Here is a 14,033-nt window from a genome sequence, read left to right as displayed (position 1 = left end):
TCCTCAAGTCTTGTTCTTGTCGAGTCGTACGGAACGAAAATCAGCGGTCGTCAGCGTGGATCGAGGACGGATGGCGGCAAAGCCCGTCGACCTCGATGTCCATGTAGGGGAACAGCGGCAGCTGCATCAGGGTGTCGTGCAGCTCCTCAACGCTGGCGAGGTCGAACACGCTGTAGTTGGCGTAGTGCCCGGCGATGCGCCACAGGTGGCGCCACTTGCCCTCGCGCTGCAGGCGCTGGGCCAGTTCCTTCTCGTCGGCCTTGAGCTGGGCGGCCTTGGCCGGGTCCATGTCGACGGGCAATTTCACGGTCATCTTCACGTGGAACAGCATTGGGATTTTCCTCCGTTAGTGGCGGGCGAAATGCTTCAGGCGCTCTTCGTCGAGCGTCAGCCCCAGGCCGGGCGTGCGCGGCACGTGCAGCTGGAAGTCGCGGTAGACCGGCGGCTCGGTGACGATTTCTTCGGTGAGCAGCAGCGGGCCGAACAGCTCCGTGGCCCAGGTGAGTTTTTCCAGGGTGAGGAAGGCGTGGGCCGAGGCCAGGGTGCCGATCGCGCCTTCGAGCATGGTCCCGCCGTACAGCGCGATGCCGGCGGCTTCGGCAATCTGCGCGGTGCGCAGCACGGCGCGCGGGCCGCCGTTCTTGGCGATCTTCAGGGCGAAGATGCTGGCAGCGCCGTCGGCGGCGAGGCTGAAGGCATCGGCTACGCTCTCGATGGATTCGTCGGCCATGACCGGCGCCGGACTGCGCTGGTTCAGGCGCACCTGGCCGCTGCGGTTGATGCGCGAGATGGGCTGTTCGATCAGGTCGATGCCGTTCTCGCCGAGCACCTGGCAGCCGCGGATGGCCTGGGATTCGTCCCAGCCCTGGTTGACGTCCACACGCACGCTGGCGCGCTCGCCCAGGGCCTGCTTGATCGCCACCACATGCTTGAGGTCCTGCTCCAGCGGGTTGGCGCCGATCTTCAGCTTGAAGATGCGGTGACGGCGAATGTCCAGCATCTGCTCGGCTTCGGCGATGTCGCGGGCGGTGTCGCCGGAGGCCAGGGTCCAGGCCACTTCCAGGCTGTCGCGCACGCGGCCGCCAAGCAGCTCGCTGACCGGCAGGCCCAGGCGCTTGCCCTGGGCGTCGAGCAGCGCAGTTTCCACCGCCGAGCGGGCGAAGGTGTTGCCCTTGATCGCCTTGTCCAGGCGCTGCATGCAGGCGTTGATGTTGCTGGCATCCTGGCCCTTGAGCAGCGGCGCGAAGTGCGCGTCGAGGTTGGCCTTGATGCTTTCCGGGCTCTCGTTGCCGTAGGCCAGGCCGCCGATGGTGGTGGCTTCGCCGATGCCTTCGACGCCGTCGGAGCAGCGCAGGCGGAGGATCACCAGCGTCTGCTGCTGCATGGTGTGCATGGCCAGCTTGTGCGGGCGGATGGTCGGCAGGTCGACGATGATCGACTCGATGCGTTCGATGACGGGTCTACTCATGGACGGCGTTCCGTTCTGGGATTGCTGGATGAATCGGGCAGCGCACTGGCGATACCCGGAAGGTCTTTTCACGGTTGAAGAAGGATTGCGCTGGGCCGTGCGGCCAGTCCAATATCGTTGCCATCTTGTTGCATACCCTGGAGGTATCATGGAGCTGAGACACCTGCGCTACTTCCGTGAAGTGGCCGGCACCCTCAACTTCACCCGCGCCGCCGAGCGCCTGCACATCGCCCAGCCGCCGCTGAGCCGGCAGATCCAGCAGCTGGAAGAACTGCTCGGCGTGCCTTTGCTGGAACGCGGTCGCCCGCTGCGCTTGACCGACGCCGGACACTACTTCCACGAGCAGACCGGCACCCTGCTGGCACAGCTGGAGAGCATCTGCGAGAGCACCCGGCGCATCGGCCGAGGCGAGCGCCAGTGGTTCGGCATCGGCTTCGCGCCCTCGACGCTGTACGACGGCCTGCCTGAGCTGATCCGCGAACTGCGCGGCGACGCCGGGCTGGAGCTGGGCCTGCAGGAAATGACTACGGTGCAACAGGTCGAGGCGCTGAAAAGCGGGCGCATCGACATCGGCTTCGGGCGCATCCGCATCGACGATGCGGCCATCACCCAGCAGGTCCTGCGCGAGGAACCGATGGTCGTGGTGCTGCCTGCCGGACACCGTCTGCTCGGTGCGCCGCTGAGCCTGGAGCAGTTGGTCGGCGAGGACTTCGTGCTCTACCCGGCCAACCCGCGCCCCAGCTATGCCGACCATGTACTGGCGCTGTTCGCCAACCACGGCCTGAGCGTGCGCGTTGCGCAGTGGACCAACGAACTGCAGACCGCCATCGGCCTGGTCGCCGCCGGCCTGGGCGTGGCGCTGGTGCCGGCGTCGGTGCAGCAACAGCACCGCGCCGACATCGGCTACGCCACGCTGACCGACGCCGAGGCGGTCTCGCCGATCATCCTCAGCCAGCGCCGCGGCGACGTCAGCGCGCCGCTGCAACGCTGCCTGCAACTGATCGGCGCAACACTGCCGTAAGCGCAACATCGCTGCGCCTCAGCCCAGGTCGCCGCCACCCACCGGCAGGGTCACGCCGGTGATGTAGCTGGCTTCGTCGGAGGCAAGGAAGAGGATCGCGCCGACCTGCTCGTCGATGCTGCCGTAGCGCTTCATCAGGCTGCTGCCGACGGTCTGGTCGACGATCTGCTGGTACCACTCCTTCTCCTGCTCGCTCTGCTGCGCGGTATTGCGCGGAATGCGCCGGGGCGGCGCCTCAGTGCCGCCGGGTGCGGTGGCGTTCACCCGTACGCCGCGCTCGGCGGTCTCGAAGGCCAGGCAGGCGGTCAGCGCATTCACCCCGCCCTTCGCCGCGCCGTAGGGCACGCGGTTCACCCCGCGAGTGGCGATGGAGGAGACGTTGACGATGGCGCCCGCACCCTGCTCCAGCATCGGCACCAGCGCCGCGCGGCAGCACCAGAGCGTGGGGAACAGCGAGCGGCGCACCTCGGCTTCGATTTCCTCTTCGGCATAGTGCTCGAAGGGTTTCGCCCAGATGGTGCCGCCAACGTTGTTGATGAGGATGTCGAGGCGGCCGAAGCGCGCGAGTGCCTGCCCGACCACGCCCTGGCAGTCGGCGAAGCGCTCCAGGTCGGCGGTCAGGGTCAGTACGTCGCCCTGCTGGCCGAGCGCGTCCTGCAGTTCATGGACGATCTCGGAGCGGTCCACGGCGATGACCTTGGCCCCCTCTTCCACCAGGCGCTCGGCGACGCGCCGGCCGATACCCTGGGCGGCGCCGGTGACGAGGGCGATCTTGTTGTCGAAACGGGACATGATGTTCTCCTGTCAATGCGCGGCCACGAGGCCGCCCGAAGGCTTCTCGCTGCCGCGTATGAGGGCCACGGCGACCAGCGCCAGCAGCAGGGGGACGGCCAATGCCAGATAGAAGCCGGCGACGCCGCCCCATTCGAGGAAGGTTCCGCCCAGGGCCGAACCGATGATGGCGCCCACGCGGCCCAGGCCGATGGCCCAGCCGGTGGCAGTGGCGCGCAGGCTGGTCGGGTACGCGGAAACCACCAGGTAGTTGAGGGCGATCTGCTGCCCGCCGATGCCCAGGCCCGCGGCGCCCACCAGCAGGAACACCAGCGCCCAGTTGTCACCGCTCAAGGACAGGCCGAGGCTGACCAGAACGCCGAGGGCGAACAGGCCGAGCAGCACGTTGCGGGTATTCAGGCGCGGCAGCAGGATCGACAGCGGGATGGCGCAGAGGATGAACACCGCGTTGACCGTGACGGTGCCCAGCGGCGCCTGTTGCACCGGCAGGCCGGCAGTCTTCAGCACGGTGGGCAGCCAGGAGAGGAACATGAACCAGGCCACCCAATTGAACAGGTAGGTCAGCCACACGGCGAGGGTGTTGCGTGCCAGCCCCGGCCCGAACAGGGCACGTACGCTGGTGCGGGTGGCGGCTTCCGGTACGCTGAAGCGCACGTCTTCGGCGAGCGGCCGCGAACTGATGCGCGCGAGAATACGGCGTACCTGCGCCGTCTCGCCCGAGCGGGTGGCGAGGAACTGCAGCGATTCCGGCAGCGCAAAGTACAGCCCTGCCAGCAGCGCCAACGGCAGCAGCCCGCCGGCGAGGAAGATGCCCTGCCAGCCGATCAGCGGCATGACCTGGGCGGCGAGCAGCCCGCCAAGCATGGCGCCGGCCGGTAGGCCCAGTAGGATGCCGGTGACGATGGCGCCGCGCAGGCGCGCCGGGCCGTACTCGGAAGCCAGCGCCAGCAGCACGGGCGTGGCGCCGCCCATGCCGAGGCCGGCAAGGAAGCGCAGCACGAGGATCTGCTCGGCAGTGGTGGCGAAGGCGGTGCCCAGCGTGGCGAGGGCGAACAGCGCCACCGCGCCCATGACGGTGGGACGACGGCCGAAGCGGTCGCCGAACAGACCCAGCGCCATGGCGCCCAGGGCCATGCCGACGATTCCGGCACTGAGGATCGGCGCCAGGCCGCCGGTGGACAGCTTCAGGGTCTCGATGATCGCCGGGCCGGTATAGGCAATGGCCTGGGTATCGAAGCCATCGAAGATGGCGACCAGGAAACACAGGACAAACACCCGCCACTGGAAGGAACTCAAAGCGGCGTGATCTATCACGTCGGGTATGTTGCACGTCTGGCTCATGGGGTCTCCGCTGCGAGGGCAATGCCTCGCTGATTGTTGTTATTCAGGCCCGGTCAGGGCCCAACCCGGAGGCTAGGGCGCGGTGGCGTGTAGGAAAAATACTTTGTCGGCATGCCTGCATACCCACCGGGTATGCAGGCGCGTTCCGGGCTCAAGCGGCGCTGGCCGCAAACTTCTCGTAATAGAAATTCGCCGGCGTGATGCCCTGCTCGCGGATGTACTGGCTCACCGCCTCGACCATCGGCGGCGGGCCGCAGAGGTAGATGTCCACCTCGCCATCGTTCAGGTGCGCCGGCGTGATGTGCTGGGTGACGTAGCCCTTTTGCGGGTAGCTGCTCTCCGGGCTGGCCACGCAGGCGCTCCAGGTGAAGTTGGGAATGCGCGCGGCGAAGGCTTCCAGGCGATCCATTTCCACCAGGTCGAAATCGTGAGTGACGCCGTAGATCAGATGCAGCGGATGCTCGCTGCCACGTTCGGCGATCTGTTCGAGCATCGCGGTGAAAGGCGCAAGCCCCGTACCGCCGGCCAGCAGCAACAGCGGGCGCTTGATCTCGCGCAGGTAGAAGCTGCCCAGCGGGCCGGCCAGGGTCATGGAGTCGCCGGCCTTGGCCAGGCCAGTGAGGAAGCTGCTCATCAGCCCGCCCGGCACGTTGCGGATCAGGAAGCTGACTTCGCCGTCCTTCTGCAGCGAGCTGAAGGAATAGGCGCGGGTCTGTTCGCTACCGGGCACCTGCAGATTGACGTACTGCCCGGGCAGGAAGGCCAGCTTGCTCAGGGCTTCGCCCTTGATCGACAGCGAAATGGTGCTCTCGGACAGCTGGCGCACCGCGCTGATGCTGGCCTCGAAACTGGCCTGGGCGGTCTTGCAGACCTGCGAGGAAGCCGGCACGCGCACCACGCAATCGCTCTGCGCGCGCATCTGGCAGGTGAGCACGTAGCCCTGCGCGGCTTCATCCTCGGTCAGCGCGTCCTCGATGTAGTCCTGGCCCAGGTCGTAACGGCCGGCTTCGGCGAAGCACTTGCAGGTGCCGCAGGCGCCGTCGCGGCAATCCAGCGGAATGTTGATGCCCTGGCGGTAGGCCGCATCGGCCACGGTCTCGCTGGGGCTCGCGTCGATGAAGCGGGTAACGCCGTCTTCGAAGTTAAGGGCGATCTTGTGGTTCATGGCGTGCACCTCGGCGCCGCGCAGGCAGCGTCGCGCGCGGCGAATCCACGCGCGCGACGCACGGCCCTGACGGCGGAATCAGATGTGGTAGATGTCGATGACCTGGCGGACGTAGTCGTTTTTCAGCACAACCTTCTTCGCCTTCACCAGCGGCTGCTCGCCACGCACGTCGAGGGTGTAGAAACTGGTGCCGAAGTAGCTGTCGACGGTCTTGTAGCGGAAGCTCAGGGTGTGCCAGTTGAAGCGCACCTGGCACAGGCCGTTTTCCTCGCCCAGCACCTCGATGTTGCTCAGGTTGTGCGAGGTGCGGGTGTCCGGGAGAGTCGCGCTGGAGCGCTCGGTCTTGATGCGGAACACGCGGTCTTCCAGGCCGCCCCGGCTGCCGTACCAGATCAGCGAGATTTCCCGCTGCGGGTCTTCGGTGAGCTGGTCGCGGTCGTCCCAGGAGGGCATCCAGAAAGTCGCATCGGCGGCGTACAGTTCCAGCCAGGCGTCCCAGTCCTTGTCGTCCAGGTAGCGGGCTTCGCGATAAAGAAAGGCGCGCACGGTCTCGTAACGGCTCATTACACGCCCTCCTCTTTCAGCGCGATGCGATTGGCCTGCTCGGCGGCCAGCGCGTCGATCATGGTCTGCTGCCAATACTGGTGCTGCAGCACGAACAGGCCTTCATCCTCGGTACGTACGCCGGAGAGCGCCGGCGCCAGGTCGATTTCCCGTGCCGCATCGTCGGCGCCCTGCACCCAATGTTTCGCCCCGCGCGACATGTCGTTCCAGCCGCCGGCGCTGCCCTGGTAGGCCTGCTGGCAGGAGCGGAATTCCTCCAGGTCGTCCGGCGTGGCCATGCCGCTGACGTTGAAGAAGTCCTCGTACTGGCGGATACGCTGGGCGCGCGCCTCGTCGCTCTCGCCCTTGGGCGCGATGCAGTAGATGGTGATCTCGGTGCGGTTGACGTCGATGGGCCGCGCGATGCGGATCTGCGAGCTGAACTGGTCCATCAGGTAGACGTTGGGGTACAGGCAGAGGTTGCGCGAATTGCCGATCATCCAGTCAGCGCGGGCCTGGCCGTGGTCGCGGGCCAGCTCGTCGCGGCGCTCGAACGCCGGGCGCGCCTCGGGGTTGGCCCAGCGGGTCCAGAGCAGCAGGTGGCCGTGGTCGAAGGAGTAGAAACCACCACCCTGCTTGGCCCAGCCGCCGGCGCTCATGGTCTTCACTTCCTCGCCCGCCTCGCGCTGCTGGCGCTGGTTCTGGGTGGCGGCGTAGTTCCAGTGCACGGAGCTGACGTGGTAGCCGTCGGCACCGTTCTCGGCGGTGAGCTTCCAGTTGCCTTCGTAGATGTAGCTGGAGGAACCGCGCAGCACTTCCAGGCCTTCGGGGGATTGGTCGACGATCATGTCGATGATCTTCGCCGACTCGCCCAGGTGCTCCACCAGCGGCTTGACGTCGGCCTTCAGGCTGCCGAAGAGAAAGCCGCGGTAGGACTCGAAGCGCGCCACCTTGGTCAGGTCGTGGGAGCCTTCGCAGTTGAAGCCTTCCGGGTAACCGGCCTCGGCCGGGTCCTTGACCTTGAGCAGCTTGCCGGAGTTGTTGAAGGTCCAGCCATGGAACGGGCAGGTGTAGCTTGCGCGGTTGCCGGACTTGTGCCGGCAGAGCATGGCGCCCTTGTGGCTGCAGGCATTGAGGAAGGCGTTGAGCACGCCGTCCTTGTTGCGCGCGATGAAGATCGACTGGCGGCCGATCATGGTCGTCAGGAAGTCGTTCTTCTCGGGGATCTGGCTTTCATGGGCGAGGTAGACCCAGTTGCCTTCGAAGATGTGCTTCATCTCCAGGTCGAACAGGCGCGGGTCGGTGAACATCTCCCGCCGGCAGCGGTAGACGCCCTTCTCGGGGTCTTCTTCGAGCAGCGAACGCAAGTAGTCGATACCCAGGGACATGGCCGGGGCCTCCGTTGTTATTGTTCAGGCAGGCTCAGGTTAGGGCTGGGTTGGCGGGGGCAATATCCGCTTTGTGCAGAGTGCTATCCAGTTTCTGCATGCAGGAGAGCTGGCGGCCCCGAGGAGCCGCCAGGAAGGTGCTCAGAGGTGGAAGACGACGCCGTATTCACCGGCGACCTGCACCGTCTTCGGAACATCCACCGGGCCGGGCGGCACCTCGCGATCCAGGGCGCGGAACATCTCGATGGCCTGGCTGCCGGCGCCGGTGACTTCGAGCATCTCGCCACCGCCGGAGCCGAAGTTGAAGCCGTGGAGGGTACCCGCGGGGATATGGATCAGGGTGCCGGCGTGGCAGGCGGCAGTGCGCCCGGCAACGGTGAAGACCACCTCGCCCTGCAGCACGTAGAAGGACTCGTCCCAATCGTGGGTATGCAGCGGCGGACCGGCTCCTTCGCCGCCCGCCTGATAGGTGATCCGTTGCGCCGCCGAATCGGTATCGGACACCAGGACGTTGATGCGGATACCGACGACGTTGAGGGCCGGGCTCCGTTCGCCCGGGTCGAGAATGAACGGGTTGGAACTCATGGACATGGCCTCCCCTGGGGCGGCGCAAAATGCACACGCCTCTTTTCAGTAGAGTTCATCGGCGAAGGCCAGGCGGGGAATCGGAAGAACGGCAGGGGCCGATCAGGACGAACGTGGGGCTTTCGTAGGAACGGATCTTATCCGCGATTCGCCGGCAGGGACGTTTACGCGCAAACCATGGGAGTCACCTTGAGCGCCCTATTCCGCCGCGATGGATTTCGCGGACAAGGGCTAGGCGCCCCCGTCTCTCCTACGGGGAATACCGTGCCGTGCGGTTCGCGAGCAAGCTCGCTCCTACGAAGAGCCCATATCTCCGGCTTTTGCTCTGAAGACTTCCAGTGAAACATCCGCGCACTCCGAACGGCCCCGTTCAGGAGGCCGAGTGGAATCGGAGTTTCAGGGGTTGAGCGGCATGGATGCCGCGAGAGCGTCGTTGAGCCATGGATGGCCCGTCGACGCGGGCCCCTGAAACTTCGATGGAGCGAGGGCATTTTTCGCCTAAGCGAAAAACCGGATGACAGGGGCAAGACCTTTGCCTTCTTTGGGGCGTTTGCCAAAGAAGGTCGCCCGAGGGGGCGAAACAAAATCTCTCAGAGCACACCGACGCGGCGCAGAAACACCCAGAACCAAACGCATCGCGGACGAAGTTCGCTCCTACGGCTCCGAGTCAGACGCGACGCTTGAGCGTCTCCGACGGCAGCTCACCGAACTGCTGGCGATAGCTCTCGGAGAAGCGCCCCAGGTGCAGGAAGCCATAGTCCAGCGCCAGCTCGGTGACGCTGCGCACCGGGCACGCCGGGTCGCCCAGGCAGGCGCGGATGCGCTCCAGCTTCAGGCGGCGGATGTACTGGCGCGGCGTAGTGCCGGCCTGGCGCTCGAACAGCGCATAGAGCGATCGCAGGCTCATGGACGCCTGGTGGGCCAGGGCCTCGATGTCGATGTCCTCGCGCAGGTGCCCCTCGATGTAGGCCTCTATGCGTTCGAAGGAGGCGCTGGCGCCGGCGATGGGTTCGCGGCTGACGTTGGTCTTGAGCAGCGTCAGCAGCTTGCTGGCAACGATCTGCTGGTAGTGCTCGTCGACCCGAGCCAGGCGCTCGCTGGCCTCGGACTCCTGGCAGACCATCGACAGCAGGTTGACGAAGCCTTCCAGCTCACCCAGCTGGTAGCGGTTCTCGGTGAAGCGCACGCCGGCACGCGGATGACTCCAGCGCTGCTCGGCGCAGATGGCTTCGAGCAGCGTCACCGGAATCTTCAGGATGAATTTCTCGCAGTCGTCCGAGTAGGTCAGGTCGACCGGATCGTCCGGGTTGATCAGCAGCAGCTCACCCGGCGCGAGGTAGTGCTCCTGGCGCTGGCCGCGCCACAGGCAGTGGCCGCTGAGCAGAATCTGCAGGTGGAAGATGCTTTCCAGCGCGGGTGAAGTGACGCGCACCGCGCCGCCGTAACTGATGCGACACAGGTCGAGGTTGGCGAAGCGCCGGTGGTTGAGGCTGGCCTGCGGATGCCCATGGGCCGGCAGGCGCAGGTCATGGGTGCCCACATGCTGGTTGACGTAGCCGGACACCGCGTAGGGGTCGGCGCGTTCGAATACTCGGCTACGTTCGCTCAGCAGGCTTTGCATGCAAGGGCACCAGGGTTGTTATCAGCGGCCACGGTCTGCGCCGCGGTCGCTCCAGTCTATGCGAGCGGCGCGGCGTTGGGACGGGGCGGAGATGAATGGCAACACACTCATGCCGCCCCGCCCCATCAGGTGGCGTCGGCGTGGCTGACCAGGCCTTTGATCACCACCGCGGCGGTGGCGATGGCGGCCGGGACGATCAGCGCGGTCAGCACCTGTTCGAAGTTCCAGCCCAGGCCCAGCAGGGTCGCACCGATCCAGGCGCCAAGGATGGCACCGAAGCGGCCGATGCCGAGCATCCAGGACACCCCGGTGGCGCGCCCCTGGGTCGGGTAGAAGCGCGCCGCCAGCGACGGCATGGCCGACTGCGCGCCGTTCACGCACATGCCGGCGGCCAGCACCAGCGTCGCCAGCAGCGTTACGGTGCCCAGGCTCTGCCCCACGCAATAGGCGAACACACCGGCCAGGCAGTAGAAGAGGCCGATGACCTTGTGCGGATTGAAGCGGTCCATGGCCCAGCCCACCGCCACCGAACTGAGCACTCCGCCGAGCTGGAACAGCGCGCCGATGAAGGCCGCCTGCTCCATGCTCGCCCCCGCATCACGCATCAGGGTCGGCAGCCAGCTGGTGAGCAGGTAGACGATCACCAGGCCCATGAAGTAGGTCAGCCACAGCAGCAGAGTTCCCGCGCTGTAGGTGCCGGAGAAGATCACCTTGAACACGTTGCGGCTCTGCACCGTCTTCTGCTCGGGCACGCTGAAGTCACGCGCGGCGACCACCTCGGCCGGCGCAATCGGCGCCAGCACGCGCTTGACCCTGTCCGCCCCGCGGCTGCGCACCACCAGGAAACGCGCCGACTCCGGCAGCCACACCAGCAGCACCAGCGCCAGTGCCAACGGCAGCACGCCGCCGAGCAGCAGCAGGCTGTGCCAGCCGTAGGCCGGGATCAGCTTGGCGGAGACGAAACCGCCTGAAGCCATGCCCAGGTTGAAACCGCAGAACATGCTGGTCACCAGCAGCGACTTGAGGCGCTCGGGGGTGTACTCGGAGAGCAGCGTGGTGGCGTTGGGCATCGCCGCGCCCAGGCCGATGCCGGTGAGCAGGCGCAGCACCAGGAGCTGGTCGAGGTTGGCGCTGAACGCCGACAACAGGCTGAACAGGCCGAACAGGAACACCGCCACCACCAGCACGCCCTTGCGTCCGAAGCGGTCGGCCAGCGGGCCGGACCCCAGGGCGCCAAACACCATGCCGATCAGCGCGGCGCTCATCACCGGGCCGAGGCTGGCGCGATCGATCCCCCACTCCTGGGTCAGCGCCGGGGCGATGAAGCCCATGGCGGCGGTGTCGAGGCCGTCGAGGAAGACGATGAGGAAGCACAGCAGCACGATGCGGCACTGGTACAGGGATAGCGGCTGGGCATTGATGAAGGACTGGACGTCGAGGGTGCCGGCAGCGGGCACGTGGGCGGAGCTGGTCATGCGAAGTCTTCCTGCGAAGGGTTCGTCGCAGCAGTGCCGATGTCGCCGAGACTGCCTTGAACGGACAGGAATGAGGCGCCGCCGGAGGACGCATGGACCGGCAACAAGGCAGGCGCTGAAGGCCCGGGCTGACGCTCATTGTTGTTATTGCCCCGCCCGGCCGGGCGGGGTGGAGCCAACAGTACGGAGAGTCGCCGGGCGGTTCAATTCGATTACCGCCTATGCGTTCGCTTATCGAACAACTTCAGTCAGTACCGGTTCCGGCAGCCGGCACATCAGATCGACAGGCGCACGACCCGCTCCGGATCGACTGCGCCCGTGCCGCGCCGCTTGTTCACCACCAGCTCACCGATGTCGATCAGCCGCGTGCGGGTGACGTTGCGGCTGAGCCCCAGCAGGCTGGCGGTATGCACCTGGTTGCAGTGGCAGAAGCGATAGGCCGCACGCAGCAAGGCATCCTCCACCCGCGCGTGCAGGTTGCCGCCCTGCTCCTCGAACAGCCGCTGGAAGGCCTGCTGAAGCATCTGCTCGGCGCCGAGGGACTCCAGGCGCGGCTCCTCGCCACGTTCGATGCGCAGGTTGGACAGGTGCAGGTCTTCGGCGCGCACCACGCCATCGCGGCAGATCAGCAACGTGTGGTGGATGACGTTCTCCAGCTCGCGGATGTTTCCCGGCCAGGAGTAGCTGCGCAGCTTCTGCGCGGCCTCGGCGCTGAGCTGGCTCGGACCGTAGCCCAGGCGCCGGCTGTATTCGGCGATGAAGTGGCGGGTCAGCGGCAGGATGTCGCCGGGCCGCTCGCGCAACGGCGACAGCTCCAGGCTGACCACGTTGAGCCGGTAGTAGAGGTCCTCGCGGAAGTGCCCGGCGTTGATCGCCTTTTCCAGTTGCACGTTGGTCGCCGCCAGCACCCGCACATTGATCGGGATGCTCTTGCGCGAGCCCAGGCGCACCACCTCGCGCTCCTGCAATACGCGCAGCAGCTTGACCTGGATCGGCATCGGCAGGTCGCCGATCTCATCGAGGAACAGGGTGCCGCCGTCGGCTTCCTCGAACCAGCCGGCCTTGGCCGCCAGCGCGCCGGTGAAGGCGCCCTTCTCGTGGCCGAACAGCTCGGCTTCCACCAGGGATTCGGAGAAGGCCCCGCAGTTCACCGCCACGAACGGTCCGCCACGGCGCGCGCTGAGGTTGTGGATGTGCCGCGCCACCAGCTCCTTGCCGGTGCCGGTCTCGCCGATGATCAGCACGCTGGCCTCGCTGGGCGCGACCTGCTGCAGGTGATCCAGCAGCGCCTGGGATTTCGGGTCTTCGAAGACCTGCGCCGTGGCGCGGATGGAGGTTGCCAGCGCGGGCGATTTGGGCAGGGTCAACAGCCCTTCGGGTGTGGTCGCGTTCATGAGTAGAAGGTCGGTTGCGGCAGTTGCTGGTTCAGCGCCCAGTCGCCCAACTCGCGGACCTTGTAGTCCACCGGGTCGTGCAGGGTCTGGGTGCGCAGGTTGCGCCAGTAGCGGTCGATGCGCAGCGCGGCGTGGGTGGAGCGCGCGCCGGTGACCTCGAACAGGCGGTTGCAGATATCCAGGCCATTGCGCGTGGCCGCGACCTTGGCGGTGGCGATGGCCACGGCCAGGCGACCGCGTTCCTCGGCATCCAGCGCGGCGCCCTTACTCCAGGCTTCGTCGAGCAGGTGAGCGGCGCGGCGCACCAACAGCCGGGTGCTTTCCAGGCCGACCCAGAACTCGCCGTAATGCGCGAGTACGTAGGGGTCTTCGCCCACCGTGGGAATGCTTGCGCGGAACCACGGGCGGGCTTCCTTGAGCGTGTACTGCCGCGCCTCCTCGAACGCGCCTTCGGCGATGCCGAGGAAGACGTGGGTGAAGATCAGTTGGGCGATCAGCGGACGCAGGCAGGCGAACGGCGTGCTCAGCGGCCCCGGGTCGAGCAGCAGCTCGCTCTCCTCCACCCGCACGCGCTCGAAGGTGGCGCTGCCGCTGTCGGTCTGACGCTGGCCCATATTGTCCCAGTCGTGGGCGAGGCTGATGCCGCTGCGCGCGGTGGGAATGGCGGCGATCAGCAATTTGCCACCCTCGCCGTCCAGTGCCGAGGCGATGAGCATTTCCGAATCCAGCGCGCCGGAACAGAAGCTCTTGCGCCCAGAGAACTCGCGCCAGCCGGCGAAGGTACGCGACACGGTGCGGGTGTCCAGCGGGTTCAGCGCGTTGCCCCAGAACCACTGGTTGCGTGCGGTCAGCTCGAACCACGGCTGCCACTGCTCCGGCCGGGAGAACAGGCGCACGGTGGCCAGCATCAGGTGCTGGAAGCCGAACACGTGGGCAATGGAGCTGTCGACCACGGCGAACTGGCGGACGATGTCCAGCGTGGTGCTCCAGTCGGCACCCAGGCCGCCGTACTCACTGGGAATGATCAGCGACAGCAGGCCGCTCTGGCGCAGCGCATCGCGCTCCGCCTTCGGCGTGCCGCCACGGATGTCGCGCTCGGCGGCGGTTTCGGCGAAACCGGCGGCCAGGCGCTGGGCGATCTGCCCGGGTGTTTGTGCGTCGAGCCGCGTCTTGGCGTTCACGCTCGCTTCCTCTTCCTTTCGTTGTGTGGCGCGCCGGGCACCGCCGGCGCGTCGGTTGA

13 protein-coding genes are annotated in these 14,033 nt (G+C 66.7%); 1 reads left to right on the top strand and 12 read right to left on the bottom strand.

Annotation, left to right across the window (positions count from 1 at the left end; genetic code table 11):
* Positions 1 to 40: 40 nt before the first annotated feature.
* Positions 41 to 331: a muconolactone Delta-isomerase gene (gene catC / locus O6P39_RS11670; protein WP_015477003.1), complete on the bottom strand. Its 291-nt coding sequence runs from the start codon at positions 329 to 331 to the stop codon at positions 41 to 43.
* A 15-nt stretch (positions 332 to 346) separates the two neighbouring features.
* Positions 347 to 1,468, bottom strand: a complete 1,122-nt coding sequence (locus O6P39_RS11665; protein WP_275611479.1) for a muconate cycloisomerase family protein — start codon at positions 1,466 to 1,468, stop codon at positions 347 to 349.
* 148 nt (positions 1,469 to 1,616) lie between these two features.
* Between O6P39_RS11665 and O6P39_RS11660 the strand changes: the two genes are divergently transcribed.
* Positions 1,617 to 2,489: a LysR family transcriptional regulator gene (locus O6P39_RS11660; protein ID WP_275611478.1), complete on the top strand. Its 873-nt coding sequence runs from the start codon at positions 1,617 to 1,619 to the stop codon at positions 2,487 to 2,489.
* Positions 2,490 to 2,507: 18 nt separating this feature from the next.
* Here O6P39_RS11660 and O6P39_RS11655 read toward each other — a convergent pair whose 3' ends face one another.
* The 10 genes from O6P39_RS11655 to O6P39_RS11610 form a co-directional block, all read right to left on the bottom strand.
* A complete protein-coding gene (locus O6P39_RS11655; protein WP_275611937.1) occupies positions 2,508 to 3,284 on the bottom strand; it encodes a 1,6-dihydroxycyclohexa-2,4-diene-1-carboxylate dehydrogenase in 777 nt (258 codons plus the stop codon).
* A 9-nt stretch (positions 3,285 to 3,293) separates the two neighbouring features.
* A complete protein-coding gene (locus tag O6P39_RS11650) occupies positions 3,294 to 4,622 on the bottom strand; it encodes an MFS transporter (protein WP_275611477.1) in 1,329 nt (442 codons plus the stop codon).
* Between the two features lie 151 nt (positions 4,623 to 4,773).
* Entirely contained in the window at positions 4,774 to 5,787 is a 1,014-nt protein-coding gene (benC, locus tag O6P39_RS11645; RefSeq protein WP_275611476.1) for a benzoate 1,2-dioxygenase electron transfer component BenC, read from the bottom strand.
* 78 nt (positions 5,788 to 5,865) lie between these two features.
* Positions 5,866 to 6,351 (bottom strand): benzoate 1,2-dioxygenase small subunit, encoded by a 486-nt coding sequence (gene benB / locus O6P39_RS11640; protein WP_275611475.1) that lies wholly within the window; start codon positions 6,349 to 6,351, stop codon positions 5,866 to 5,868.
* Entirely contained in the window at positions 6,351 to 7,718 is a 1,368-nt protein-coding gene (gene benA / locus O6P39_RS11635) for a benzoate 1,2-dioxygenase large subunit (protein ID WP_275611474.1), read from the bottom strand. Before benA ends, benB begins: the two co-directional genes overlap by 1 nt.
* Positions 7,719 to 7,859: 141 nt before the next feature.
* Positions 7,860 to 8,303 (bottom strand): cupin domain-containing protein, encoded by a 444-nt coding sequence (locus O6P39_RS11630; RefSeq protein WP_275611473.1) that lies wholly within the window; start codon positions 8,301 to 8,303, stop codon positions 7,860 to 7,862.
* A gap of 667 nt (positions 8,304 to 8,970) precedes the next feature.
* Entirely contained in the window at positions 8,971 to 9,924 is a 954-nt protein-coding gene (locus O6P39_RS11625) for an AraC family transcriptional regulator (protein WP_275611472.1), read from the bottom strand.
* A 125-nt stretch (positions 9,925 to 10,049) separates the two neighbouring features.
* Positions 10,050 to 11,399 (bottom strand): MFS transporter, encoded by a 1,350-nt coding sequence (locus O6P39_RS11620; protein ID WP_275611471.1) that lies wholly within the window; start codon positions 11,397 to 11,399, stop codon positions 10,050 to 10,052.
* Positions 11,400 to 11,674: 275 nt separating this feature from the next.
* Entirely contained in the window at positions 11,675 to 12,793 is a 1,119-nt protein-coding gene (locus O6P39_RS11615) for a sigma-54 dependent transcriptional regulator (RefSeq protein ID WP_275611470.1), read from the bottom strand.
* Complete coding sequence (locus tag O6P39_RS11610; protein ID WP_275611469.1) at positions 12,790 to 13,974, bottom strand: acyl-CoA dehydrogenase family protein; 1,185 nt, start codon at positions 13,972 to 13,974, stop codon at positions 12,790 to 12,792. The genes O6P39_RS11615 and O6P39_RS11610 overlap by 4 nt, the downstream gene beginning before the upstream one ends.
* Between the last annotated feature and the right edge of the window lie 59 nt (positions 13,975 to 14,033).

The sequence above is a fragment of the Pseudomonas sp. PSE14 genome, assembly GCF_029203285.1.
GTDB lineage: Bacteria > Pseudomonadota > Gammaproteobacteria > Pseudomonadales > Pseudomonadaceae > Pseudomonas.
Note: the sequence above shows the minus strand (reverse complement) of the source record. Positions and strands in the feature narration are given on the sequence as shown.

Excerpts from the sequence above, each read along its gene's own strand:
- catC (WP_015477003.1), bottom strand. The coding sequence starts at position 331 with ATGCTGTTCCACGTGAAGATGACCGTGAAATTGCCCGTCGACATGGAC.
- O6P39_RS11665 (WP_275611479.1), bottom strand. The coding sequence starts at position 1,468 with ATGAGTAGACCCGTCATCGAACGCATCGAGTCGATCATCGTCGACCTG.
- O6P39_RS11660 (WP_275611478.1), top strand. The coding sequence starts at position 1,617 with ATGGAGCTGAGACACCTGCGCTACTTCCGTGAAGTGGCCGGCACCCTC.
- O6P39_RS11650 (WP_275611477.1), bottom strand. The coding sequence starts at position 4,622 with ATGAGCCAGACGTGCAACATACCCGACGTGATAGATCACGCCGCTTTG.
- benC (WP_275611476.1), bottom strand. The coding sequence starts at position 5,787 with ATGAACCACAAGATCGCCCTTAACTTCGAAGACGGCGTTACCCGCTTC.
- benB (WP_275611475.1), bottom strand. The coding sequence starts at position 6,351 with ATGAGCCGTTACGAGACCGTGCGCGCCTTTCTTTATCGCGAAGCCCGC.
- benA (WP_275611474.1), bottom strand. The coding sequence starts at position 7,718 with ATGTCCCTGGGTATCGACTACTTGCGTTCGCTGCTCGAAGAAGACCCC.
- O6P39_RS11630 (WP_275611473.1), bottom strand. The coding sequence starts at position 8,303 with ATGAGTTCCAACCCGTTCATTCTCGACCCGGGCGAACGGAGCCCGGCC.
- O6P39_RS11625 (WP_275611472.1), bottom strand. The coding sequence starts at position 9,924 with ATGCAAAGCCTGCTGAGCGAACGTAGCCGAGTATTCGAACGCGCCGAC.
- O6P39_RS11620 (WP_275611471.1), bottom strand. The coding sequence starts at position 11,399 with ATGACCAGCTCCGCCCACGTGCCCGCTGCCGGCACCCTCGACGTCCAG.
- O6P39_RS11615 (WP_275611470.1), bottom strand. The coding sequence starts at position 12,793 with ATGAACGCGACCACACCCGAAGGGCTGTTGACCCTGCCCAAATCGCCC.